Source organism: Kitasatospora sp. NPDC001119, assembly GCF_053598475.1.
In genome coordinates this window covers 1-21,690 of the sequence record NZ_JBSFKI010000067.1, presented here as the reverse complement: position 1 = coordinate 21,690, position 21,690 = coordinate 1, and the positions used below count along the sequence as shown (strand labels likewise).

Here is a 21,690-nt window from a genome sequence, read left to right as displayed (position 1 = left end):
TCCGGCGCGGCCGTGGCGGTGGGGGCGCACAGGTGGCACTGAGCGCCCGTCCGTGCGCCTCGAAGTGCCCGGAAAGCACCGGCGTTGGCTGGAAGTGCCGCAGACGGGCGCCCCGCCAGCCACGTACGGTCGTAGCTGAGACGGTCCAAGCGACCACGCTCAGCACACCCGCCCCACCCGTCGGCGCGTGACCCTGCGCCGGCCGCGCCGGATGCGCACCGACCGTGCGCCCCCGCACATTTCGCGCCAGACCCCCGCAATTCCCCCGTAGGAGCCCGACCGAACCCCGGCCCGTGTCGAGCCGCCAGCCGGCCGCATCACCCGTCCCCCGCACCATCCCCGGATTCACCCCCCGTCGGGTCGCGCCCCGCGGCCCACCGTCCTGGAGTCTGGAGTACGGATGTCCACCGAGAACAGTGCGACCAGCGCCGGCACCGCCCCGCTCCCCCCGCTGCACTGCATGCGCCGGCTCGAACCCGGCCCGCCCCGCCTCGCCGCGCTGCCCACCGGCACGCCGGTCTGGCTGGTCAGCCGGCACGCCGACGTGCGCCAGGTGCTGACCGACCCGCGGCTGGGCCGCGCCCCGCTCTACGCGCCGGACGCCCCGCCGGTCACGGTCACGCCCAACATCCTGGACGATCCCCAGAGCATGCTGAACATCGACGGCACCGAGCACCAGCGGCTGCGCCGCACCGTGCAGCGGGCCTTCACCCCGCGCGCGATCGAGCGCTGGCGGCCGTGGGTGGCCTCGGCCGTCGAGTCGCTGATCGACGAGCTGATCGACCACGGCTCCCCCGCCGACATCATCGCGGGCTACTCCCGCCCGCTGCCGGTCGCGGTGATCAGCCGGCTGATGAACCTGGACAACCTGGACAGCAAGCGGCTCGCGCACTGGAGCGACCACGCGCTCTCCGCCACCGCCTACAGCGCCGAGGCGATCGCCACCGCGATGACCGAGTTCGCCGCCTTCGGCTCCGAGGTGATCGCCCAGCGCCGGGCCGCCCCCGGCGAGGACCTGGTCAGCGGCCTGCTCGCGGCCGCCGCCGAGGACGGCTCGATCACCGAGGGCCAGCTGGTCGCGCTGGTCATCGGCCTGGTCGTGGCCGGCCACGAGACCACCATGACCAGCCTCGGCAACGCCCTGGTCTACCTGCTCCAGGACGACCGCGAGGCCTGGCAGCGGCTCGCCTCCGACGAGGCCAGCGCCGTCGCCGCGACCGAGCAGCTGCTGCGCGCCGTCCCGCTCGGCGACCCCCAGGAGCACCTGCCCGGGCTGATGCGCCGCACCGTCGAGGACGTCGAGATCGGCGGCGTGGTCATCCCGGCCGGCAGCGTGGTCGCCGCCGACGCGGCCGCCGCCAACCACGACCCGGAGATCTTCACCGGGGACCTGCGCACCGAGCTGTTCTCCCCGCTGGCCGCTCCCACCCTCACCTTCGGCGCCGGCCCGCACCACTGCCTGGGCGCCTGGCTGGCCCGGATGGAGCTGGAACTCGCCCTGCACCGGCTGGCCCGCCGGCTGCCCGCGCTGCGGCTGGCCGACCCGGTCGAGCGGATCGACTGGCGGCGCGGCCTGCTCACCCGCAGCCCGAACTCCCTGCGGGTGGTCTGGTGACGGGCCGCGCGGACACCGATCCGGTGCTCGTCCGGGTCGACCGGGACCGCTGCATCGGCTCCGGGATGTGCGCCCTCAGCGCCCCCGACTCGCTGGCCCTCGGCGCCGACGGACTGGCCGCGCCGCTGGCCGGGTACGCGGACGGCGGCGCGGAGTTGACGGACGGGCTGAGCGAGGCCGTGGACTACTGCCCGGTCGAGGCGCTCAGCCTCCACTCGGCGCGCGGCGGCTACCGGATCGCCCCGGCGGAGTGACCCGGCGCCGGTGGCGCCCGACCGCGGTCGTTCGCGGCGGGCGTCGCCGGCGCGCTTCCCGAAGCCGCCGGGCCTTCCCGGCACTGTCAACCGATTAGCCGGGCTCATGGGTCGATGAGCTTATCGATCTTGTTCGGCCCCTCCGCCCGCTGGTGGGCTGGCCCTATGACAAACGCCGAAGCCCTCGCCCCACCAGCCGCCCCACCCACCGCGCACCGCTGGCCCCCGGTCCTCGCCGTCGCACTCGCCACCTTCACCGTGGTGTCCTCCGAGATGATGCCGGTCGGCCTGCTCACCCCGATGTCCCACAGCCTCGGGGTCACCGACGGGGTCACCGGCCTCTCCCTCACCATCACCGGCCTGATCGCCGCCGCCCTCTCCCCCTTCGCCCCGCTGCTCGTCGGCGCGCGCGACCGCCGGACCGTCCTGGTCGCCTTCATGCTGCTGCTCGGCCTGGCCGACGCGGTCACCGCGCTGGCGCCGGACTTCGCGGTGCTGGCCGCCGGCCGCGTCCTGCTCGGCGCCGCCATGGGCATCGTCTGGGGCCTCGCCACGAGCGTCGGCCCGCGCCTCGCCGACGGCCCGCGCCTCGCGCTCACCATGACGCTGATCTTCTCCGGCGTCTCCATCGCCTCGGTCCTCGGCGTCCCGCTGGGCACCTACCTGGCCGCGCTGCTCGACTGGCGCGCCGCGTTCTGGGCGCTCGCCCTGCTCGGCGCCGCCTCCGCCGCCGTCCTCGCCGCCACCCTGCCCGCGCTGCCCGTGCACGAGCGCGGACGGCTCGGCGGACTGGCCGGCGCCCTGCGCCACCGGGGCGTCGCCGCCGGGATCGCGATCACCGCGTTCGTCGTGCTCGGACACTTCGCCGGCTACACCTACATCCGCCCGGTCCTCGAAGCCGACGCGGGCCTGAGCACCGGCGTGATCGCCGCCTGCCTGCTGGTGTACGGACTCGCGGGCGTCGCCGGGAACTTCACCCTCGGCCCGCTGTCCGGGCGCCGCCCGAAGACCGCCGTCGCCCTCGCCCTGGCCGCCGTCGCCCTGGCCGCCGCCCTGCTCGCGTACGCCGGCGGCGTCGTCACCGTCCTGCTCGTCCTGGTCGTCTGGGGCGCCTCGTACGGCGGGGTGTCGGTCTCCACCCAGGCCTGGGTCCGCACCGCCGACCCGGCCCGGATCGAGGCCTCGGCGGCGGTCTGGGCGGGCGTGTTCAACGCGGGCATCGCGCTCGGCTCCTTCGCCGGCGGACTGGTCGTCGACCGGGCCGGGAACCGCGCCGTCCTGCTCACCGCGGCCGGGCTGGCGGCCGTCGGACTGCTGATCGCCCTGCTCTCCCGGCCCGACGACCGGCGGCCCTGACGGCGGCCCGATCACCGGCCCGGCCCGCGGCCCGACCGGCCCGTCTGATTCCCTGCGGGCTCAGTCGAGGAGCCCGGCCAGCAGCTCGACGAACCCGGCCGCCAGCCGGTGCGGCCGCCGCTCGTGCTGGACCACCTCCAGCGCCGTCGGCTCCAGCCCGGGCACCGGCAGGAAGCGGATGTCCGGCCGCCGGACGTACGCCGTGCTGCGCTCGCACAGCAGCAGCCCCTGACGGGTGCCGGCCACCATCGACAGGCCCTCCTGGATGGTGGCCGCACCCGCCGGGTAGGCCAGCTCCCGCCCGCCCGGCGTCCGCCGGGGCGCCTGCGCCCACCGCCAGTACTCGGGCGCCGGGCCGCGCGGCTCGATCAGCGGCACCCCGGCCAGCTCCTCCGCGCCCACCCCGTCCGCGCCGTCCGCCCCGCCGAGGCGCCGCTCGGCGGAGACCGCCAGGTACACCGGCTGGCGGGAGCACTCCATCAGCACGTCCAGTCCCGGCTCCCGGCACGGGGCGAGCACGATCGCCAGGTCCACCTCGCCCCGGGCGAGGTGCGAGAACGGGTCCGCCCACGGCAGTTCGACCAGCTGCACCGTGCCCTCCGGCAGGCGCGCGAGCACCCGGGCGACCGGCTCGTACACCGCGCACTGGAAGCCCAGCCGCAGCGGCCGCGCGGTGGCCGCGGCGGCCCGGGCCGCGTCGTAGCCCTCCCGGAGCCGCTCGAAGGCGGGCACCACCTGCTCGGCCAGCGCCCGCCCCAGTTCGGTCAACTCGACCCGGCGGCTGGTCCGTTGGAACACCGGTGCGCCGACCCTGCTCTCCAGGCGCTTGATCAGCTGGGAGACCCGCCCCTGCGAGACGCCGAGGCGCTCCGCCGTCCGCCCGAAGTGCAACTGGTGGACGAGGACGGCGAAGCACTCCAGCTCCTGCAGCGGCAGCTCGGGCAGGACGGGAGTCCCGGAGGCTCCGGGGGCCGGCGTCGGTCGTTCCACCTCGGCAGTCTACGCGGGCCGACCGGCCGCTCCGCAGGCCAGCAGGGCGCGCAGCTCGGCGGCCGGGTCGCCCTCGTGGTACGGGCGTTCGCTCTGCTCGATGTGGTCCAGGAACTCCTGGTACCGCAGGGCGTAGGACAGGTGGTAGAGCGGCTCGGCGAGTTCGAGGGCGCGCCCCGGGTCGGAGCCGGGGGCGTGGCGCTGCCAGGCCTCCGTCCAGACCCGGACGTGGTGCTGCCAGGCCTCCTCGCCGAGGTAGGCGCGCGGGCGCAGCCCGTCCAGGGCGGGGTGGCCGAGGCAGGAGTCGGCGTAGTCGACGACCACCGTGCCGGCGCCGTCGGAGCGCCAGTTGCCGGGGTGGAAGTCGCCGTGCAGCAGCGTCTCCGGCAGGCCGCAGTCGGCGAGCCGGTCCAGCAGCCCGGGCAGGTCGGCGGCGAAGGCGGCCAGCCGGTCCAGCTCCTCGGGCGTCAGGTCGGTCTCCTCGGCGAACCGGTCCGACAGGACCGCCAGCTGGGCCGCCAGGGCGCGCGGGGTGCGGTCGCGCAGGCCGGCCAGGTCGGCCGGGCGGTCCGCGAGCGCGGCCTGGGCGGCGACGAGGCGGGGGACGACATCGGCCACCGTCCCGGCGGACGGGCTCCAGCAGTCCTCGCCGGGGACGTGGTCGAGCAGCAGCCGGCCGGCGGAGGGGTCGGCGGCGAGGACGGTCGGCACGAGCCCGCGGTCCACGCCGCCGAGCAGCGCGATGACCTCGCCCTCGTGGGCGTTGAACGCGGGCGTCGTGGTCTTCAGCCAGGCGTCGGCGCCGGTGGCGGTGGGGAGGCGGAACAGGCCGGAGAGGTTCCAGGTCCGGATCTGCCGCGCGGGCCCGGCCGACGGACGGCCGACGGCGGCGAGCCGTGCCTCCGCCCAGTCCAGCGCCTCCCGCAGGCCGCCGGGCGTGGCCCAAGCGGCGCGGCGCTCGGCGGGGCCGAGCAGCGCGGCCGTCCCGTCGTCCGGGGTACCGGCCGTGAGGGCGGTCGGCCGGCGCAGCGCCTCGGCGTGGTAGCGGACCCGCCCGCCGTGGCCCGGGTCCTCGCTCTGCCCGTCGACCAGGCGTGCCACCAGCACCGGCACCCCGGCCGCCTCGGTCGCCCGCGCGACCACCCCGTCCACCGAGGACCACCAGCCGACCTCCACCTCGAACGGGCCCAGCTGCCCGAAGTGCTCGTCGCCGTAGGTGAGATCGACCGTCACGGTCCGGTTGCTCGCTCGCTGCATCGGAGCAGCTTCGCCCACCGGAGCGGCTCGGCGCGAACGAATTTCCGCCCGCCGAGAGCGGGGCGGAGCCACCCCACCCGGGGCTAACCTGGGCCGGTGACACGGCGATCGGGCACGGTGGTGCTGATGTGCGGTCTGCCCGGGGCGGGCAAGACCACGTATGCGATGGGCCTCGTCCGGCGGGGCTACGCGCGGCTGTCGATCGACGAGGTGGTCTGGGAGCGGCTCGGGCGGTGCGATGCCGGGCTGGTCCTGCCGCGGGCGGAGTTCGACCGGCTCAAGGACGGGATCCGCCGCGAACAGCTCGTCGAACTGGTCGAGTTGATGCGGGCCGGCCGCGATGTGGTGGTGGACTACACCTTCCGCAGCCGCACGGCCCGGGACACCTACAAGGCGCTGGTGGAGAGCCACGGCTGCCGCTGGGAGCTGGTGCACCTCAAGGCCGACCGGGCGACGCTGGAGCGCCGCCTGGCGCTCCGCAACGAGCAGGCCGGCGCCAACTCCGCCTTCGTGACCGCGGAGCTGTTCGACCACTACTTCGACAGTTTCGAGGAGCCCCGGGGCGAGGGCGAGCTGGTCCTGCCGCAGCCCCCGCCCTGAGGCCCTGAACCGGTGCTACCGGATCGCCACCGCCGTGCCGGAGACCCGCACCCGGGTGTCCTCGGCCCGCAGTTCGACCCGCAGGACGCCCGGGCGGCCCAGGTCCTCGCCCTGGTGCAGGGTGAGCACCGCCGGGGCCGTCACCGCGCCGAGCTCCCGCAGGTAGGCGCCGAAGGCGGCCGCGGCGGCGCCGGTGGCCGGGTCCTCGACCACGCCGCCGACCGGGAACGGGTCGCGGACGTGGAAGACCTCGGGGGCCTCCCGCCAGGCGAGCTGCAGGGTGGTCAGGTCGCGGGCGCGCATGTGGGCGGCGAGGCCGTCGAAGTCGTAGTCGAGCCGGGCCAGCCGCTCGCGGGTGGCGACCGGCAGGACGAGGTGGCGGGCGCCCGCGTAGGCGACGCGGGGCGGCAGGGCCGGGTCGAGGTCGGCGGCGGACCAGCCGAGCAGGGCGAGCGCCTCCGCGACGTCGGCCGCCGGCACCTCCTCGACCTTCGGCTCGACGCTGGTGAGGGTGGCGCGCAGCAGCCCGTCGGCCCCGCGCTCGACCCCGACCGGGACGTCCCCGGCCGCGGTCACGAAGACGTACCGCCCGGGGCCGACGTGCTCGGCGAGGGCGACGGCGGCGCCGACCGTCGCGTGCCCGCAGAACGGCACCTCGGCGAGCGGGCTGAAGTACCGTACGCGGTAGGCCCCTTCGGCCGGGCCGGCGGTCAGGAAGGCGGTCTCGGAGTACCCGATCTCGGCGGCGACGGCGAGCATCCGCTCGTCGGTCAGCCCGGTGGCGTCGAGCACCACGCCGGCCGGGTTGCCGCCCTCGGGGCGGGTGGCGAAGGCGGCGTAGCGGAGGATCTCAGGAGCGGCGTCGTCGGTCATGATCGGACGAACGCCTGCCGCTCGTCCGCTGTTCCCGCCCACCGGAGCACCGCTTCCCACCGGGGCGGGGCCCTCACCGCAGCACCGCCTCCAGGAAGTCCGAGCCGAGCCGGGCGCTGCCCGCCAGGTCGAGCTCGTAGAGCATGTACCGCCCGCGCCGCCGGGTCGTCAGCAGCCCGGCCTTGCGCAGGACCGCCAGGTGCCGGGACACCTCGGGCGCGCTGAGCTGCCAGGCGGAGGCCAGTTCGCCGGTGGTGTGCGGGCCGCGGGCCATGGTGCGGGCGAGGCGCAGCCGGACGGGGTGGGCGAGCGCCTCCAGGCGCTGCTGGACGAGGGCGAGCGAGACGGGCTCGGGCAGGCCGGCCTCGGCGACGGGGTACTGGAGGACGGGCCGCCAGCCGCTCGCGTGCACCACCAGCAGGTGCGGGCGGCCGAAGGCGGTCGGGATGAAGGTGACGCCCCCGGAGTCGGTGCCGCTGGTGGCGCTGTCCTGGAGCTTGTCGATGACGATCCGGCGCCGTCCGTCCCCGCCCTGGTCGAGCGTGACGGAGGGCGAGACGTCGGCGAGCGCCTCGGCGAGGCCGCGGCGGGCGAGCAGGTCGGCCTTGCGCCGGGCGTCGGCGGCGAGGTCGGGCAGGACGCGCTGCCAGGCGTCGGCGAAGAACGCGGACCGGCAGTCCTCCAGCATCCGCCGCACCAGGGCCCGGACGGCCGGCGGGTCGGCGAGCAGCCGGTCGGCGAAGGCAGCCTGCCGGGGGCCGCGGGCGAGGGCGAGTTCCCGGGCCCGCTCGTTGGCATCCGGGTCGGTGAGCGGGGAGCCCATCCGGCGGGTGAGCCGGGAGGAGCCGCAGGTGGTGATGAGGGCGGCGGCGACGTACAGCTCGTCGTCGATCCGGTCGATGGCGTCGAGCTCCTCGTCGAGCGTGGCGCCGGGCAGGCCGGGGACGAGGAAGTCGGCGCGCGAGGAGCGCCAGAGGAAGTCGGCCTCCAGGAGCCGTTCGGACAGCTCGGGCGGGATCACGGCGGCGGTGCAGCCGGCCCAGCCGTGCAGCGCGGGGTGGTGCGCGGGCTCGGCGAGCACGTGCAGCATGGCGTTCAGCTCGCCGAGCGGGGAGGGCGTGAAGAGCAGGCGCTCGTCGGGCAGGCCGGTGATGTCGATCGTCAGGCTCATGCGCCCGCCTCTCCCCCGGCCTCCGGCCGGGGGTACCCCCGGCGCTCCGCAGGGGCATGCGCCCACACGCTGTTCCTGATGGTTCGCTCGCTCCGCTCACTCACGCGTTCGATCCTGTCACCCCGCCCGACGGCCTCCGCCGCGGATTGACGGTAAGCGTCAATCCGCGTGCCAGGCGGTCCGACCTGGGCGGACGGTACCGGCCATGAGCCTGATCCGGGAGAAGTCCGTCCACGACCACGCGGCCGCCCGCCACGGCGAGCCGCCCGCCCCGCCGATCGGCACGGGCCGCCGGGGGCCGTCCGCGCTGCTGGGCCTGCTGACCGCCGCCGGCGGGCCCCGGTACGCCGTCGCGCTGGCGGTGGACGCGGTGGGCGGCGGCCTGCTGCGGCCGTTCCTGCTGCTGTACGGCATCGGCGTGCTGCACCTCGGCGCGGGGGCGGCCGGGCTGGCGCTGTCCGCCGGGATGGTGGCGGGCCTGCTGGTGGTGCCGCTGACCGGCCGCTGGATCGACCGCGGCGCCCGCACCCTGCCCGCCGCCGTCACCCTGCTGGTGCGGGCGGCGGGTGCGCTGGCGCTGCTGCTCGCGGACGGCCAGCCGGGGTTCACCGCGGCGGCGGTGCTGTTCGGGGTGGGCAGCCAGTCCTGGCCGACCACCCACGCGGCCGTGGTGAGCACGCTGACCGAGGGCCGGCTGCGGGACGCCGCGCTGGCCGCCGGGCGGTCGCTGCGCAACGCCGGGATGGGCACGGGCGCGCTGCTGGCCACCGTGGCGGTGAGCGGCGGGACGGGTGTGATCCGGCTGCTGGCCGGGGTGACGGGCGCGGCCTGCCTGGTCGCGGCCGCCCTGGTGGGCTCGCTGCGGGTGCGGGCCCCACGGCAGGAGCGGCCGGCGGACACCCGGGAGCGGGCGGAGCCGCTGCGCCGGATCACCCTGCTGAGCCTCGCCAACGTGCCGTACGCGTTCTGCTTCGACGTGCTGGAGGTGGCGCTGCCCGCGCTGCTGGTGCTGCACCTGCACGCCTCGCCGGCCTGGTCCTCGGGCGTCTTCGTCGGCAACACGGTGCTGGTGATCGCCCTGCAGCTGGCGCTGGTGCTGAAGCTGGCGGACCGTTCGCGGCACACCGTGCTGGCGGCCTCGGGGGCACTGCTGGCGGTGTCCTACCTGGCCTTCTGGGCGGTCGGCTCGCTGGGCGGCGTGCCGGGGGCGGCGGGCATCGCGGCGGTCTCGGTGCTGTACACGCTGGGCGAGATCCTCTACACCGGCTCGGGGACGGCGCTGGTGGCGTCCGTCGCCCCGCCGCACCTGCTCGGCCGGGCGCTGGCGCGCTGGGAGCTGTCCTCTGGGGTGGGGCGGGCGGCCGCGCCGGCCGTGCTGACGGCGCTGCTGGCCGCCGGTCCTGGGGCGCTGTGGGCGTCGCTCGCCGCCGCCACGGCGCTGGGGGCGCTGGCGGTGCTGCGGCTGGGCCCGCGGTGAAGGCCGTGGCCCCGACCCCGGTGGGATGATCGGCCCCATGGCTCTCACCCCGCACCAGCAGCACCTCCGCGACCGGATCATGGCCGCCGGGGTGACCGCTCCGCCGGAGCCGTGGCGGCCCGTCGGCCGGGGGATGATCGCGGTCGGCGGGCTGCTCGGCATCGGCTTCGCCGTCCACCCGGAGAGCGGGCACGACCTGGTGCTGACGGTCTCGCACAGCGGCCACGGCCTGTTCGACGCGGTGACCGGCCTCAAGCTGGCCCGCGACCACGAACCCGCCGAGGACCCGGACGGCCAGGACCTCGCCTGCCCCGGCCTCGGCCAGGTCGCGGACGTGCGCATCCCGGTGGCGGGGACGTGGGGCGGCGGGCTGCACACCGCCGCCGACGGGGGCTGGCACATCGAGGTGGTCGCGCCGGAGTGGCCGCACCACCGGGTGCTGCTCGCCAGCGGCCGGGGGCCGTGGCAGGGCGAGCACGGCGAGAGCTGGTGGCTGGTCCTCGACTCCTCCTGGTCCACCTTCCGCGCGGCCGGCTTCTCCCCGACCGGCCGGACCCTCGCGGTGGCCACCAGCAGCGACCTCACGCTCTGGACCCGCGGCTAGGCCTTCCGGATGCGGACGGGCCGCGGACCGGTGATGCTGACGGCGAGGCGTGACCGGCCCGAGGAAGGACCAATCAAGCATGAGCGCACTCGACTTCGAGATCATCGACAGCCCCGACAGCTCGCTCAACAAGACCTCCGTCCTGGTCACCGGCCCGCAGGACGCGCTGCTGGTGGACGCCGGGTTCACCCGCTCCGACGGGCGCCGGCTGGTGGAACGGATCAGGGCGAGCGGCAAGGAGCTGACCACGGTCTTCGTCAGCCACGGCGACCCGGACTTCTACTTCGGCGCCCAGGAGGTCCAGGACGCCTTCCCGCGGGCCCGCTTCCTGGCCACCGCCACGACCGTCGAGCACATCCAGGAGACGTACGAGTCCAAGCTGCGTGCCTGGGCCCACCTGGGCCCCGAGCTGCCCACCCGGCTGGTGCGGCCCGAGGTGCTGCACGGGGACGAGCTGGTCTTCGAGGGCCACCGCTTCGAGCTGCGCGGCGCCGACTTCCACCTGCCGGACCGGCACTACCTCTGGCAGCACCACCACCGGGCCGTACTGGGCGGGGTGCTGCTCTTCGAGGGGCTGCACGTGTGGACCGCCGACACCCCGACCTCCGCCCAACGGGCCGCCTGGATCGACCTGTTGGACGGCATCGAGGCGCTCCACCCGACCTGGGTGGCGGCCGGCCACCGGATCGCCGGCGCGCCCACGGACCTGAACGCCGTCGACCACACCCGGGCCTACCTGCGCGCCTTCGAGACCGAGATCGGCCGGGCCGCGGACGCGGCCGCCGCCAAGGAGGCGCTGGAGCGGCGCTTCCCGACGCTGGGGCTGCGGATCGCGGTGGACATCGGCACCAAGGTCGTCATGGGCGAGATGGCGTGGGGGTGAGCGGACGGTGATCGAGATCCCCCGGGACGTCGCCTCCTTCGCGGAGTCGCAGTCCCCCGCCGACGTGGTGCGCCGCCAGTACCTGGCCTCCGCCCGGGGCGACCTGGCCGCGCTGCGCGCCACCCTGGCCGAGGACGTGGAGTGGACCGAGATGGCCGGCTTCCCGCTGGGCGGCACCTACCGCACCCCGAAGGGCGTCACCACCAACGTGATGGAGCGGCTGGCCGCCGACTGGGACGACTGGACGGCGCACGACGACAGCTACGTGGTGGACGGCGAGGACGTCGTGGTCCTGGCCCGCTACACGGCCGTCCACAGGGCCACCGGAAAACCGCTCGCGGTGCGGGTCGCCCACCACTTCACCGTGCGCGGCGGCCGGATCGTGCGCTTCGAGCAGTTCACCGACACCGCGCTGGTCAGGGAGGCGATGACGGCCTGAGGCCCGCACGGGACCCTCGCGACGCCCGCGTTCACTCGTACGGGCGAGCGCGGCGCGGCGCGCCAGGCGCGGTCTCGACAGACCACCCGGACGGCGGCAGGCTGACCCCGACCACGGCCGGAGAACGAGGAGTCGAGCATGGCGGGCACGGACACCGGGACCACCGGAGCGGGCGGCGGGCGGCAGCGCCCGATCGTCGTCGTCGGGGCGTCCCTGGGCGGCGCGAAGGCGGCCGAGGCGCTGCGCGAGGCCGGGTACCGGGGCGGCATCGTCCTGATCGGCGAGGAGCACGAGCGCCCGTACGAGCGGCCGCCGTTGTCCAAGGGCTACCTGCAGGGCAAGACGCCCCGGGAGAAGATCTACGTCCACCCGCCGCAGTGGTACGCCGAGCACGACGTCACGCTGCGGCTGGGCACGGCGGTGGCCGAGATCGACCCGGCCGGGCACACCGTGACGCTCGCCGACGACGGCCGGATCGAGTACGCCAAGCTGCTGCTGACCACCGGCTCGGTGCCGCGCCGACTGCCGGTGCCCGGCGCGGACCAGGACGGGGTGCTCTACCTGCGCCGGGTCGAGGACAGCGACCGGATCAGGGCGGCGCTGCGGCCCGGGGCCCGGATCGCGGTGATCGGCGCGGGCTGGATCGGGCTGGAGGTGGCGGCCGCGGCCCGCGAGGCGGGCGCCGAGGTGACGGTGCTGGAGGCGCTGGAACTGCCGCTGCTGCGGGTGCTCGGCCGGGAGGTCGCCCAGGTCTTCGCCGACCTGCACCGGGAGCACGGGGTGGATCTGCGCCTCGGCGTGAAGGTGGCCGAACTGACCGGCGAGGGCGGCTCGGTGACCGGCGTGAAGCTCGCCGACGGCACGACGGTGGCGGCCGACGCGGTGGTCGTCGGCATCGGCATCGCCCCCGCCACCGGCCTCGCCGAGGCGGCCGGGCTGGAGGTCGACAACGGGATCAAGACCGACCAGCACCTGCGCACCTCGGACCCGGACGTCTACGCGGCCGGCGACGTCGCCAACGCCTACCACCCGCTGTTCGGAAGGCACGTCCGGGTCGAGCACTGGGCCAACGCGCTCAACCAGCCGCAGACCGCCGCCCGCGCGCTGCTCGGGCAGCCCGACGCGGTGTACGACCGGGTCCCGTACTTCTTCACGGATCAATATGATCTTGGCATGGAGTACGTCGGCTACGTCGAACCCGACGGCTACGACCGGGTGGTGTTCCGCGGCGACCCGGCCACCCGCGAGTTCATCGCGTTCTGGCTCTCCGGCGGCCGGGTGCTCGCGGGGATGAACGTCAACGTCTGGGACGTCACCGACCCGATCCGCGAACTGGTGCGCTCGGGGCGGGTGGTGGACACCAAGGCGCTGGCCGACCCGAAGGTGCCGCTCGGGGACCTGTAGGGTCCGGCCTCAGCCCACCGGGATGCCGGGGTTCACCAGCCCCCGGCCCCCGGTGACGGTGTTGCCCGCGCCGATCGTCACCGTGCAGGTCGCCGCGTCGTAGTCGGTCACGTCGATCGCGTAGCGGTCCGGGCCGGTGGCGCCGGTGAGGTCGGAGCGGTTGCCCCGGAAGACGGTGCCGCATCCCCAGCCCGGCCGGACGCTGTGGACCTGGTAGCCGTCGTCGGTGGTGCGCCGGCCGGTGTTGTTCTCGATGACGTAGCCGTTGCCCTTCACGTCGACCCAGGAGTCGTCGTAGTTGCGCCCGGTGAGGCCGTCGCCGTCGAAGGTGTTGCCGGAGACGAGGCCGCCGACGGTGCCCTCCTTGAGGTCGACGTTCTCGGCGCCGATGTTCGGGCCGAAGGTGTTCCCGGTGATCCGCACGTAGTCGCTGTGGTCGGTCAGGGTGTTGGCGGTGCCGACGTAGACGCCCTCGCCCATGCCGTCCCGGCTGAGGCCGGTGTCGTGGATGCGCGAGCCGCGCAGCGTGCCGTGGGCGCTGGAGTTGCGGAAGTGCACGCCCTCCATGGTGGTGTGGTGGACCGTCACGTCGTCGAGGACGACGTAGTCGGCGGAGTCGGCCATGATGCCCTTCTGGGCCCCGGTGACGGTCAGCCCCTGGACGGTCCAGTAGCTCGCGCCGTCGAGGTGGAGGCCGTAGCCGCCGCCGGTGGGGGTGGTGAGGACGGCCTTCGCCGAGCCGGTGAGGGTGATCCGGGCGGCGGCGGTGCCGGGGGTGGTGGCCTTGAAGGTGCCGGTGTAGGTGCCGTCGGCGAGCTGGATGGTCTGGCCGGGCGCGGCGGCGGCGAGCGCGCTCTGGAGCTGCTTGGCGGTGCCGACCTTGACCACGGCCGCCGGGGCGGCGGAGTCGGTGGCCACGGCCGCGGGGGCGGCGCTGCCGAGGGTGAGGACGGTGAGCGCGGCGAGGAGAACGGGGCGCCTGGTCACGGACGGTGCTCCTTGCGGTGGTCGGGGCCGGCCGGAGGACGGGGCCGGTGGCGACAGGAACATGCCGTCGCCCAGAGTGGACTGGACCATTCCGAGGCGTCAAGAGTGCCTCCCCGCGCGATACTGGAGCCCTGGGGGAGCCCCGGACAGGGTCGGTCAAGGTCAGTCGGGGTCGGACGGGTCGGACAGGGAGGCGGCGATGGGCGGCGGTACGGCCGGGTTCGCCGTGGTGGTGTTCGGTGCGCTGGGCGGCGTGGTCGCCTACCTCGCCGGGGTGGTCGGCCTGCGCGAACTGCGGCGGCTGCGCCGGGTCGGCGTCCCCGTGCGGGCGCTGGTGCGCGAGCGCGCCGCGGCGCCGGAGGACCGCGCGCTGCCGCCGCGGCCGCTGCTCCAGTTCGAGACCGAGGACGGCCGGGTGGTCGAGGTCTTCTCCCCCGTCCCCTCCACCGCCCGCCACCCGCTGCCGGACGGCGGCTTCGTCCCGGTCCGCTACGACCCGGCGGACCCGCGGCAGGTGCTGGTGGACGGGCGGGAGCGCGCGGGGCTGGAGTACGGGTTCCTCGCGCTCGGGGTGCTGGTGGTGCTCGGCTCGATCACCCTCGGCGCCGCGGTGCTCTGAGCGGTACGGCGCACGCGGGCGGGCGGGCCGTGCCCGACCCGCCCGACGCACTCACATGGTGGCCGCGGTGGTCGCCGCGACGGTGGTCGCGATGGTGACGGCGGCCATGGTGAGCTGCACGGCCCGGATCGCCTCGCGGACGGAATCGGCCGCCCCGTCACCGGCGGCGATCTCGGCGAAGCGCGGCTCGACCTGCTTGCGGGGCAGCTCGGGGAAGGCCAGCCCGTGCAGCCGGGAGCCGTGCAGCAGGGCCACCAGGGCGGCGGTGCGCAGGTCCGGTTCGGCGCCGTCCAGCACCACCGCGGCCAGCCGCGCGCGCAGTTCGCGCTCCGCGCCGCCGTCCGCCTCCGGGTAGCGGCGGACCGGGAAGATGCCCAGCGCGCGGCGGCGCTCCTCGACCACCAGGCCGCGCTCGCACAGCCGCGCGACGGTGTCGGCGACCACCGTCGACCGGTCCCTGGTCAGCCAGTCGGCCGCCTTGGCCTTGCCGGAGCGGCGTCCGGCGGCCCACTCGTCGAGGCGGGCCAGCCGGCCGTCCACCAGCGGTTCGCCGGTCGGGGTGCGGTCGGTGACGGTGAGCCGGCCCTCCTCGATCGCGACCCGCTCGGCCAGCACCAGCTCGGCCAGGATGCCGCCCGCGGCGGCCCAGGCGGCGGTGGCGGCGTCCTTCGCCACGCCGGACTCGTCGTCCAGCGAGAGCAGCATCAGCTCCTCGGCGAGGGTGACGTGCATCGGGGTGTCCCTTCTTCTCGGCTTCTCGGCTTGTCGCGGCCACGCGGGCCCCAGGCGCGTAGCCCTCAGCCCCGCAGGGCGTCGACCAGGCGTCGGGCCCGGGTGTCCTCCTCCAACAACGCCCGGAGCAACCGATCAGTGCCCTGACCTGCGACGTCGGCCAGGTAGGCCTCGACCGAGCGCGGGTCGGCGGGCAGCGTCACCTCGCCGGAGTCGAGCGCGGCGTGCGCCCGGGCGTAGTCGAGGCCGAGACCGGCGAGCAGTTCGCCGGCGCCGTCCTCCTCCACCGGCCGCGGCTCATGGCGGGCCACCTCGTGCACGGCCAGCAGGGCGAGCAGGACGTGCTCGGTGCCGGGCGTACGGCGTCCGAGGCGCTCGGCCTGGGCGTCGGCCTCCGGCCGGATCCAGGCCGCCGGACCGGACGGGCCCGGCTGCAGCAGGCGCTTCCAGCGCGGGGCCGGGTGGGCGCGGCGGGCCAGCAGCGCCTCCCGGGTGGGGCGCAGCAGCGGGTCGAGGGCACCCGGCGCGGCCGGGTCGCCCGCCGAAACCGGCGAATCCGGCGAATCCGGTGAGTTCGGTGGGTTCGGTGGGTTCGGTGAGACCGGCGAGTCCCGCCGGTCCGGCTCCGGCACGGTCGTTTCCATCGGCCCTCCCACGACTGCGACTTTACTCGGACTATACGCTCGCTTTTCCTTCTCTTGGGTATTTTCCGCACGTCAAGAAAGCGTCAGGACGGCGCCGGCGGCGGGCCCGGAAGACCGGGCGCCCCACCGTTGTTGCCATCTGGTGCCATCGTGAGAACCGCGCCCGCGAGAGGGGTGAGCACCATGGCCGACACGCTCCCCGGGCCGGGCCCGGTCCCCGAGGCGCAGGCGCCGCTGGACGCCTACTCCCGGGTCGTCACCTCCGTCGCCGCCGCGCTGACCCCGCGGGTCGCCGCGCTCCAGGTGCCCCGGCGCGGCCGGGGCGGCTGGTTCAGCACCGCGCTCGGCTCGGCGGTGGTCTTCACCGAGGACGGGTTCCTGCTCACCAACGCCCATGTGGTCGGCCACGCCGACGCCGGGACGCTGGCCTTCGCCGACGGCACCACCTCCCCCTTCCACACCATCGGCGCCGACCCGCTCTCCGACCTGGCCGTGCTGCGCGCCGACGGGCCCACCCCGTCGCCGGTGACGCTCGGCGAGGCGACCGGCCTGCGGGTCGGGCAGCTGGTCGTGGCCGTCGGCAACCCGCTGGGCCTGGCCGGGTCGGTCACGGCGGGCGTGGTCAGCGCGCTGGGCCGCTCGATCCCGGCCCGCTCCGGCAGCGCGGTGCGGGTCATCGACAACGTGATCCAGACCGACGCCGCGCTCAACCCGGGCAACTCCGGCGGCGCGCTGGCCACCGCGGACGGCGAGGTGGTCGGCATCACCACGGCGGTGGCCGGGAACGGGCTCGGCCTGGCCGTCCCGATCGACGCCACCAGCCGCCGGATCGTCGCCGCCCTGCTCGCCGACGGCCGGATCCGCCGCGCCTACCTCGGCCTCGCCGGGGTGCCCGCGCCCCTGCCGCCCGCCCTGCGCCACCGCACCGGGCAGCGCACCGGCCTGCGGATCGTCGAGGTGGTGCCCGGCGCGCCCGCCGACCGCGCCGGGCTGCACGAGGGCGACCTGCTGCTCACCGCCGCCGGGGAGCCGATGGGCAGCGCCCAGGCCCTCCAGCACCTGATGCTGGCGGACGCGATCGGCCGCCCGCTCCCGCTCACCGTCCTGCGCGGCGAGGCCCTGGTCGACGTGCTCGCCGTCCCGGCGGAGCTGCCCGCCGACGACTGACCGGGAGCCCGGACCGTCGGCAGGGCCGGGGCCGGGACCGAGCGCCGACGGCATCCTGGTCACCTCCATACCGACATCGTGCGCGCCCTTATGTCCGGCGCCGCGGCGAGGGCCGGAGCGGGGAGAAAACCGTTGGCGCCCGTGCGACCGGCGTGGTTAGGCTGACGCCGTTCCGTACCGATCGACCCGGGCTGCCGCCCGACCGGAGAGGGTGTCTTGATGTCCCGGATCGCGCCGAGTGCGCCTCGCCACCGTCCGACGACCACCGTCTGACGAGCATCGCCTGACGACCAGTCGAGGCCGCTCGGCCTGCTCTTGCTGCCACTGCACGAACCCCCCAGCAAGGAGCACCCCGGGTGTCCAGCACCTCCAGCACTCCCCCCGTTCTGAAGACCTCCACCTTCGCCTGCGCCTGGTGCGGTCTGACCGTCTCCACCTACGCCGCCGACGGCACGCGGCGCAACCACTGCCCGTCCTGCCTGCACTCCCAGCACGTCCTCGACCACGTCGAGGGCGGGCCGAGCGACTGCCTGGGCCGGATGTCGCCGATCGCCATCGCCGTGCTGCGCACCGGCGACTGGACGGTCGTCCACCGGTGCGTGCGCTGCGACGAGCTGACGTCCACCCCGGTCTGCACGGACGACAACCAGCTCGTCCTGATGCGGATGGCCGTCCGTCCGCTCGCCCAACCGCCGTTCCCACTCGAAGCGTTCGGCACCCTCTGAAGCGCGCCCGGAAGAGGGAGGACCGAACCATGCCACGACGCAAGAACACCGGCGGCGGGGGTCGGCGGGACCACCGCCCACAGCGGTACAAGGACGTCCTGCACGGGCAGGGCGGGCACCGGGCGCACGCCTTCCGCTGCGTGGACTGCCGGTTGGACGTCCCACTGGACGCCCCCGGCACCGCCCACCGCAACCACTGTCCGAACTGCCTGGCCAGCCGTCATGTCGACGGCCGGACACCCGGCGACCGGGCGGCCGGCTGCGGCGGCCGGATGACCGCGCTGAGCCTGTCGGTCCGCACCGACGGCGAGTGGATGATCATCCACCAGTGCCTGTCCTGCGGCGAGTTGAGCGCCAACCGGATCGCCGGGGACGACAACGCCCTGGCCCTGGTCCGGCTCGCGCTCAAACCCCTGCGGGACACCACCGTGGCGCACCGCACGATGCTCACGCTGTAGGCGCGCGTCCCCGCGCGTCCCCGCGCGTCCCCGTGTCTCCGACCGGGACGCGCCTGTGACCGGGGCGCGCGGGGCGGTCGCGGCGGGCCCGTCCGTACGGGCGGGCCCGCTGTCCGAACCGTCGACCGCTCCGCGCGCCCGGCCACCTGTCCCCACCGGTTCACCGGGGGGCTCCGGATACCGGCCGGAGCCCCGGTTCCTCGGCGCGGTCCGTCCGTACGGGCGGACCGTTCACGGGCCGCGCCTCAGACCGGGCGGTCCGGGCGCAGCAGCGCCACCCGCACCGAGCGGCGCGGGAGGGCGGCGGGCAGGGCGGCCAGCAGGGCGGCGGCGGTGAACACCGCGTAGTGCCCGGCCTCCACCCACGGTCCCGCCCAGCCGAGTTCGCCGTGGTGGTGTTCGGCGAAGGCGTTGCGGCAGAGCCAGGCGGCCAGGCCGATCAGCGGCGCGGCCGCCGGCCGGGAGCGGCGGCCGACCAGGGCGCACAGCGCCAGGTAGCCGGCGTACGGCAGCGGGCCGGAGTGCAGTTCGCCGAGGACGCCGAGCACCAGCGCCACTCCGCCGCCCGCGAGCAGCGCCACGCTGCCCGCGGTGCCGGCCGACAGCCGCTCCAGCACGGGGTGGTAGCGGGTGCCGCCGGGGCGGGCCGAGTACATCCGCACCGCGGACTACCGCTCCGCCGCGAGGAGTTCGGGCGCGGGCCCGACCGGCAGGTGCCAGCGGGTGCGGCGGTGCAGGGCCTCCAGGTCGTGCAGCAGCTCGGGGGCCGGGACGGTGAGCACCGGGCAGCCGGCCCGCCGGGCGCAGTACGCGGGCACCGCGCGCCGCAGCCGGCGGCGCAGCGGGCCGCCGCTGTGGCCGAGGACCAGCAGGTCGTCCGGCCGGTCGGCGATGTGCAGCAGGGCCGGGCCGGTGTCGCCGCGGACCAGCACCGGGCGCATCGGCACGCCGGGGTCGGAGCCGCCGAAGGCCGCGTCGAGGGCGTCCCGCAGGCGCTGGTCGGCGGCCTCCCGGACGGCGGCGAGCAGCGGCGGGCAGGGCGAGCGCCGGTAGCCGTGTTCGCCGCCGGGGGGCTCCCAGGCGAGCGCCGGCACCAGGACGGCGCCGCGGTCGCGGGCCTCGGCGGCGCCGCGGTGCAGTGCGGCCAGGCTCCCCAGCGAGCCGCTGACCCCGACCACCACCCTGGGTGCCGCGCCATCCTCGTGCCGCCCGTTGCCGTGCATGTTCCGTCCTCGTGTGGTCGTGTTCTCCGTCGTCGTCCAGCCAACCGCCGCGCCGGGGCTGACCTGCGCTCCTTGACAGCTTCCTGACGTCCCGGAGGGCGTTCCCAACGCGCTCCATACGCGGCCCGCCGGGTTCCCGCGCCGCCGGGACCACCCGCGTCTCACCCGTTCGGCCTACTCAGCGGGCGAAGATCACCGCCGGATGGGTGGATGGAGACGGCCCGCCGGGATTCGGCATGCCCGCCGGGCGGTTCGATGTCGAACGTTCTAGGGAGCACGGGCTTGTACTACAGCAGCGGCAACTACGAGGCGTTCGCCCGGCCGAGGAAGCCCGAGGGGGCCGACCGCAAGCGGGCCTGGTTCGTCGGGTCGGGGCTCGCCGCACTGGCCGGGGCGGCGTTCCTGGTCCGGGACGGCCAGGTGCCCGGCGAGCGGATCACGGTCCTGGAGCGCCTGAAGCTGGCCGGCGGCGCGCTGGACGGGATCGAGGTGCCCGAGAAGGGCTTCGTGGTCCGCGGCGGGCGCGAGCTGGAGGACCACATGGAGTGCCTGTGGGACCTCTTCCGCTCGGTGCCCTCGCTGGAGGTCGAGGGCGCCTCCGTCCTCGACGAGTTCTACTGGCTCAACAAGGACGATCCCAACTTCTCGCTCCAGCGGGTCACCGAGCGGCGGGGCCAGGACGCGCGCACCGACGGCCTGTTCGCGCTCGACGACAAGGCGCAGAAGGACCTGGTCCGGGTCTTCCTCGCGACCCGGGAGGAGCTGGAGGGCAAGCGGATCGACGAGGTCTTCTCGCGAAACTTCCTGGACAGCAACTTCTGGCTGTACTGGCGCACCATGTTCGCCTTCGAGGAGTGGCACGGGGCGCTGGAGATGAAGCTCTACCTGCACCGCTTCATCCACCACATCGGCGGCCTGCCGGACCTGTCCGCGCTGAAGTTCACCAAGTACAACCAGTACGAGTCGATGGTCCTGCCGCTGACCCGCTGGCTGACGGACCAGGGCGTGCGGTTCCGCTACGAGGTCGAGGTCACCGACATCGACTTCGACCTCGCCCCCGGCGCCGACGGCTCCCCCGGCCGCAAGCAGGCCACCCGGATCCACTGGCGGGAGGCCGGCCGGGAGGGCGGGGTGGACCTCGGCCCGGACGACCTGGTGTTCACCACCATCGGCTCGCTCACCGAGAACTCCGACGACGGCGACCAGCACACCCCGGCCCGGCTGGACGAGGGCCCGGCCCCGGCCTGGGACCTGTGGCGCCGGATCGCCGCCAAGGACCCGGCCTTCGGCCGCCCCGAGGTGTTCTGCGGCAACATCCCGGAGAGCAAGTGGGAGTCGGCGACCGTCACCACCCTGGACCCGCGCATCCCGCGCTACATCCAGAAGGTCGCCCGGCGCGACCCGTTCGGCGGCGGCGTGGTCACCGGCGGCATCGTCACCGCCCGGGACTCCTCCTGGCTGCTGAGCTGGACGGTCAACCGCCAGCCGCACTTCAAGCAGCAGCCCGCCGACCGGATCGTGGTCTGGGTCTACTCGCTGTTCGTCGACCGACCCGGCGACTTCGTGAAGAAGCCGATGCAGGACTGCACGGGTGAGGAGATCACCCAGGAGTGGCTGTACCACCTGGGCGTCCCGGTCGGCGAGATCCCCGACCTGGCCGCGAACGCCGCCCGCTGCGTGCCGGTGATGATGCCGTACGTGACGTCCTTCTTCCTGCCCCGGCACGCGGGCGACCGGCCGGACGTGGTGCCGGAGGGCGCCGTCAACTTCGCCTTCATCGGCCAGTTCGCGGAGACCACCCGGGACTGCATCTTCACCACCGAGTACTCCGTGCGCACCGGCATGGAGGCCGTCTACCGGCTGCTCGACGTCGAGCGCGGCGTGCCCGAGGTGTTCAACTCCACCTACGACGTGCGCAAGCTGCTCGCCGCCACCACCCGGCTCCGGGACGGCGCCGAACTCGACCTGCCCGGGCCGGAGTTCCTGCGCAAGCGGCTGCTGCGCCGGCTGGAGGCCACCGAGATCGGCGAGCTGATGCAGGAGTTCGGGCTGATCGAGGACGAGCGGAGGTAGCCGGAGCGCACTGTCGGCGCTGACGGCGGTGGGGGGGGGGGGGGGGGCCCCCCCCCCCCCCCGCCCCGCCCCCCCGCCCCGGGGGGGGGGGACAGAAGCGCCAGGTGGGATAGATGGGGAGGGGGGCGGGGTGGGGGAG

23 protein-coding genes are annotated in these 21,690 nt (G+C 75.4%); 14 read left to right on the top strand and 9 right to left on the bottom strand.

Annotated elements, in window-relative coordinates; all coding sequences use genetic code 11:
* Nucleotides 1-400: 400 nt before the first annotated feature.
* The 3 genes from ACWDD9_RS41940 (at nucleotide 401) to ACWDD9_RS41930 (ending at nucleotide 3,225) form a co-directional block, all read left to right on the top strand.
* Nucleotides 401-1,615 (top strand): cytochrome P450, encoded by a 1,215-nt coding sequence (locus ACWDD9_RS41940; protein WP_049652220.1) that lies wholly within the window; start codon nucleotides 401-403, stop codon nucleotides 1,613-1,615.
* On the top strand, nucleotides 1,612-1,869 hold the full coding sequence (locus ACWDD9_RS41935; RefSeq protein WP_074005728.1) for a ferredoxin: 258 nt from the start codon (nucleotides 1,612-1,614) through the stop codon (nucleotides 1,867-1,869). The genes ACWDD9_RS41940 and ACWDD9_RS41935 overlap by 4 nt, the downstream gene beginning before the upstream one ends.
* Before the next feature lie 165 nt (nucleotides 1,870-2,034).
* A complete protein-coding gene (locus ACWDD9_RS41930; RefSeq protein WP_449814552.1) occupies nucleotides 2,035-3,225 on the top strand; it encodes an MFS transporter in 1,191 nt (396 codons plus the stop codon).
* A 60-nt stretch (nucleotides 3,226-3,285) separates the two neighbouring features.
* Here ACWDD9_RS41930 and ACWDD9_RS41925 read toward each other — a convergent pair whose 3' ends face one another.
* Both ACWDD9_RS41925 and ACWDD9_RS41920 read right to left on the bottom strand, forming a co-directional pair.
* A complete protein-coding gene (locus ACWDD9_RS41925) occupies nucleotides 3,286-4,215 on the bottom strand; it encodes a LysR family transcriptional regulator (RefSeq protein ID WP_449814551.1) in 930 nt (309 codons plus the stop codon).
* 9 nt (nucleotides 4,216-4,224) lie between these two features.
* Nucleotides 4,225-5,472 (bottom strand): phosphotransferase, encoded by a 1,248-nt coding sequence (locus ACWDD9_RS41920; protein WP_449814550.1) that lies wholly within the window; start codon nucleotides 5,470-5,472, stop codon nucleotides 4,225-4,227.
* 96 nt (nucleotides 5,473-5,568) lie between these two features.
* On the opposite strand from ACWDD9_RS41920, the gene ACWDD9_RS41915 reads away from it, so the two are divergent.
* Complete coding sequence (locus ACWDD9_RS41915; protein WP_449814549.1) at nucleotides 5,569-6,072, top strand: AAA family ATPase; 504 nt, start codon at nucleotides 5,569-5,571, stop codon at nucleotides 6,070-6,072.
* A 15-nt stretch (nucleotides 6,073-6,087) separates the two neighbouring features.
* On the opposite strand, the gene ACWDD9_RS41910 is transcribed toward ACWDD9_RS41915, so the two are convergent.
* Together ACWDD9_RS41910 and ACWDD9_RS41905 are read right to left on the bottom strand one after the other, a co-directional pair.
* Nucleotides 6,088-6,945, bottom strand: coding sequence for a PhzF family phenazine biosynthesis protein (locus tag ACWDD9_RS41910; protein ID WP_049660217.1), 858 nt, complete (start codon nucleotides 6,943-6,945; stop codon nucleotides 6,088-6,090).
* A gap of 73 nt (nucleotides 6,946-7,018) precedes the next feature.
* The gene (locus ACWDD9_RS41905; RefSeq protein WP_074005731.1) at nucleotides 7,019-8,116 is read right to left on the bottom strand and encodes a DUF5937 family protein; all 1,098 of its coding nucleotides are present in this window, start codon (nucleotides 8,114-8,116) and stop codon (nucleotides 7,019-7,021) included.
* Nucleotides 8,117-8,321: 205 nt separating this feature from the next.
* Between ACWDD9_RS41905 and ACWDD9_RS41900 the strand changes: the two genes are divergently transcribed.
* The 5 genes from ACWDD9_RS41900 (at nucleotide 8,322) to ACWDD9_RS41880 (ending at nucleotide 12,923) form a co-directional block, all read left to right on the top strand.
* A complete protein-coding gene (locus tag ACWDD9_RS41900; RefSeq protein WP_449814548.1) occupies nucleotides 8,322-9,593 on the top strand; it encodes an MFS transporter in 1,272 nt (423 codons plus the stop codon).
* 37 nt (nucleotides 9,594-9,630) lie between these two features.
* Nucleotides 9,631-10,197, top strand: a complete 567-nt coding sequence (locus ACWDD9_RS41895) for a hypothetical protein (RefSeq protein ID WP_049655393.1) — start codon at nucleotides 9,631-9,633, stop codon at nucleotides 10,195-10,197.
* A gap of 79 nt (nucleotides 10,198-10,276) precedes the next feature.
* Complete coding sequence (locus tag ACWDD9_RS41890; RefSeq protein WP_049655396.1) at nucleotides 10,277-11,080, top strand: MBL fold metallo-hydrolase; 804 nt, start codon at nucleotides 10,277-10,279, stop codon at nucleotides 11,078-11,080.
* 7 nt (nucleotides 11,081-11,087) lie between these two features.
* Nucleotides 11,088-11,519 carry a nuclear transport factor 2 family protein gene (locus ACWDD9_RS41885; RefSeq protein ID WP_369808330.1) on the top strand — a complete coding sequence of 144 codons (432 nt, stop codon included), beginning with the start codon at nucleotides 11,088-11,090 and terminating at the stop codon, nucleotides 11,517-11,519.
* A gap of 138 nt (nucleotides 11,520-11,657) precedes the next feature.
* Nucleotides 11,658-12,923 carry an NAD(P)/FAD-dependent oxidoreductase gene (locus ACWDD9_RS41880; protein WP_049655399.1) on the top strand — a complete coding sequence of 422 codons (1,266 nt, stop codon included), beginning with the start codon at nucleotides 11,658-11,660 and terminating at the stop codon, nucleotides 12,921-12,923.
* Between the two features lie 9 nt (nucleotides 12,924-12,932).
* Here the strand turns inward: ACWDD9_RS41880 and ACWDD9_RS41875 are convergent, their stop codons facing one another.
* A complete protein-coding gene (locus tag ACWDD9_RS41875) occupies nucleotides 12,933-13,910 on the bottom strand; it encodes a right-handed parallel beta-helix repeat-containing protein (protein ID WP_387973988.1) in 978 nt (325 codons plus the stop codon).
* Nucleotides 13,911-14,109: 199 nt separating this feature from the next.
* Between ACWDD9_RS41875 and ACWDD9_RS41870 the strand changes: the two genes are divergently transcribed.
* Entirely contained in the window at nucleotides 14,110-14,529 is a 420-nt protein-coding gene (locus tag ACWDD9_RS41870; RefSeq protein ID WP_117492909.1) for a DUF3592 domain-containing protein, read from the top strand.
* A 51-nt stretch (nucleotides 14,530-14,580) separates the two neighbouring features.
* Here the strand turns inward: ACWDD9_RS41870 and ACWDD9_RS41865 are convergent, their stop codons facing one another.
* Nucleotides 14,581-15,261 carry a GOLPH3/VPS74 family protein gene (locus tag ACWDD9_RS41865; protein WP_049655409.1) on the bottom strand — a complete coding sequence of 227 codons (681 nt, stop codon included), beginning with the start codon at nucleotides 15,259-15,261 and terminating at the stop codon, nucleotides 14,581-14,583.
* A gap of 65 nt (nucleotides 15,262-15,326) precedes the next feature.
* Entirely contained in the window at nucleotides 15,327-15,905 is a 579-nt protein-coding gene (locus ACWDD9_RS41860; RefSeq protein WP_449814547.1) for a Clp protease N-terminal domain-containing protein, read from the bottom strand.
* A 183-nt stretch (nucleotides 15,906-16,088) separates the two neighbouring features.
* On the opposite strand from ACWDD9_RS41860, the gene ACWDD9_RS41855 reads away from it, so the two are divergent.
* The 3 genes from ACWDD9_RS41855 (at nucleotide 16,089) to ACWDD9_RS41845 (ending at nucleotide 18,255) form a co-directional block, all read left to right on the top strand.
* Complete coding sequence (locus ACWDD9_RS41855; protein ID WP_049655424.1) at nucleotides 16,089-17,072, top strand: S1C family serine protease; 984 nt, start codon at nucleotides 16,089-16,091, stop codon at nucleotides 17,070-17,072.
* Nucleotides 17,073-17,428: 356 nt separating this feature from the next.
* Complete coding sequence (locus ACWDD9_RS41850) at nucleotides 17,429-17,797, top strand: RNHCP domain-containing protein (RefSeq protein WP_049655414.1); 369 nt, start codon at nucleotides 17,429-17,431, stop codon at nucleotides 17,795-17,797.
* Between the two features lie 29 nt (nucleotides 17,798-17,826).
* Entirely contained in the window at nucleotides 17,827-18,255 is a 429-nt protein-coding gene (locus tag ACWDD9_RS41845) for an RNHCP domain-containing protein (protein WP_449814546.1), read from the top strand.
* Between the two features lie 245 nt (nucleotides 18,256-18,500).
* Here ACWDD9_RS41845 and ACWDD9_RS41840 read toward each other — a convergent pair whose 3' ends face one another.
* Both ACWDD9_RS41840 and ACWDD9_RS41835 read right to left on the bottom strand, forming a co-directional pair.
* The gene (locus tag ACWDD9_RS41840) at nucleotides 18,501-18,917 is read right to left on the bottom strand and encodes a hypothetical protein (RefSeq protein WP_375875705.1); all 417 of its coding nucleotides are present in this window, start codon (nucleotides 18,915-18,917) and stop codon (nucleotides 18,501-18,503) included.
* 6 nt (nucleotides 18,918-18,923) lie between these two features.
* Entirely contained in the window at nucleotides 18,924-19,478 is a 555-nt protein-coding gene (locus ACWDD9_RS41835) for a universal stress protein (protein ID WP_449814545.1), read from the bottom strand.
* A gap of 282 nt (nucleotides 19,479-19,760) precedes the next feature.
* Here ACWDD9_RS41835 and ACWDD9_RS41830 point away from each other — a divergent pair, with 282 nt between their 5' ends.
* Nucleotides 19,761-21,551, top strand: a complete 1,791-nt coding sequence (locus ACWDD9_RS41830) for an oleate hydratase (RefSeq protein ID WP_449814544.1) — start codon at nucleotides 19,761-19,763, stop codon at nucleotides 21,549-21,551.
* The last annotated feature ends 139 nt before the right edge of the window (nucleotides 21,552-21,690 follow it).

What these genes read in the sequence shown, in the direction of transcription:
- ACWDD9_RS41940 (WP_049652220.1), top strand. Translation starts at nt 401, where the DNA reads ATGTCCACCGAGAACAGTGCGACCAGCGCCGGCACCGCCCCGCTCCCC.
- ACWDD9_RS41930 (WP_449814552.1), top strand. Translation starts at nt 2,035, where the DNA reads ATGACAAACGCCGAAGCCCTCGCCCCACCAGCCGCCCCACCCACCGCG.
- ACWDD9_RS41920 (WP_449814550.1), bottom strand. Translation starts at nt 5,472, where the DNA reads ATGCAGCGAGCGAGCAACCGGACCGTGACGGTCGATCTCACCTACGGC.
- ACWDD9_RS41910 (WP_049660217.1), bottom strand. Translation starts at nt 6,945, where the DNA reads ATGACCGACGACGCCGCTCCTGAGATCCTCCGCTACGCCGCCTTCGCC.
- ACWDD9_RS41905 (WP_074005731.1), bottom strand. Translation starts at nt 8,116, where the DNA reads ATGAGCCTGACGATCGACATCACCGGCCTGCCCGACGAGCGCCTGCTC.
- ACWDD9_RS41900 (WP_449814548.1), top strand. Translation starts at nt 8,322, where the DNA reads ATGAGCCTGATCCGGGAGAAGTCCGTCCACGACCACGCGGCCGCCCGC.
- ACWDD9_RS41895 (WP_049655393.1), top strand. Translation starts at nt 9,631, where the DNA reads ATGGCTCTCACCCCGCACCAGCAGCACCTCCGCGACCGGATCATGGCC.
- ACWDD9_RS41890 (WP_049655396.1), top strand. Translation starts at nt 10,277, where the DNA reads ATGAGCGCACTCGACTTCGAGATCATCGACAGCCCCGACAGCTCGCTC.
- ACWDD9_RS41880 (WP_049655399.1), top strand. Translation starts at nt 11,658, where the DNA reads ATGGCGGGCACGGACACCGGGACCACCGGAGCGGGCGGCGGGCGGCAG.
- ACWDD9_RS41870 (WP_117492909.1), top strand. Translation starts at nt 14,110, where the DNA reads ATGGGCGGCGGTACGGCCGGGTTCGCCGTGGTGGTGTTCGGTGCGCTG.
- ACWDD9_RS41865 (WP_049655409.1), bottom strand. Translation starts at nt 15,261, where the DNA reads ATGCACGTCACCCTCGCCGAGGAGCTGATGCTGCTCTCGCTGGACGAC.
- ACWDD9_RS41860 (WP_449814547.1), bottom strand. Translation starts at nt 15,905, where the DNA reads ATGGAAACGACCGTGCCGGAGCCGGACCGGCGGGACTCGCCGGTCTCA.
- ACWDD9_RS41855 (WP_049655424.1), top strand. Translation starts at nt 16,089, where the DNA reads ATGGCCGACACGCTCCCCGGGCCGGGCCCGGTCCCCGAGGCGCAGGCG.
- ACWDD9_RS41845 (WP_449814546.1), top strand. Translation starts at nt 17,827, where the DNA reads ATGCCACGACGCAAGAACACCGGCGGCGGGGGTCGGCGGGACCACCGC.
- ACWDD9_RS41835 (WP_449814545.1), bottom strand. Translation starts at nt 19,478, where the DNA reads ATGCACGGCAACGGGCGGCACGAGGATGGCGCGGCACCCAGGGTGGTG.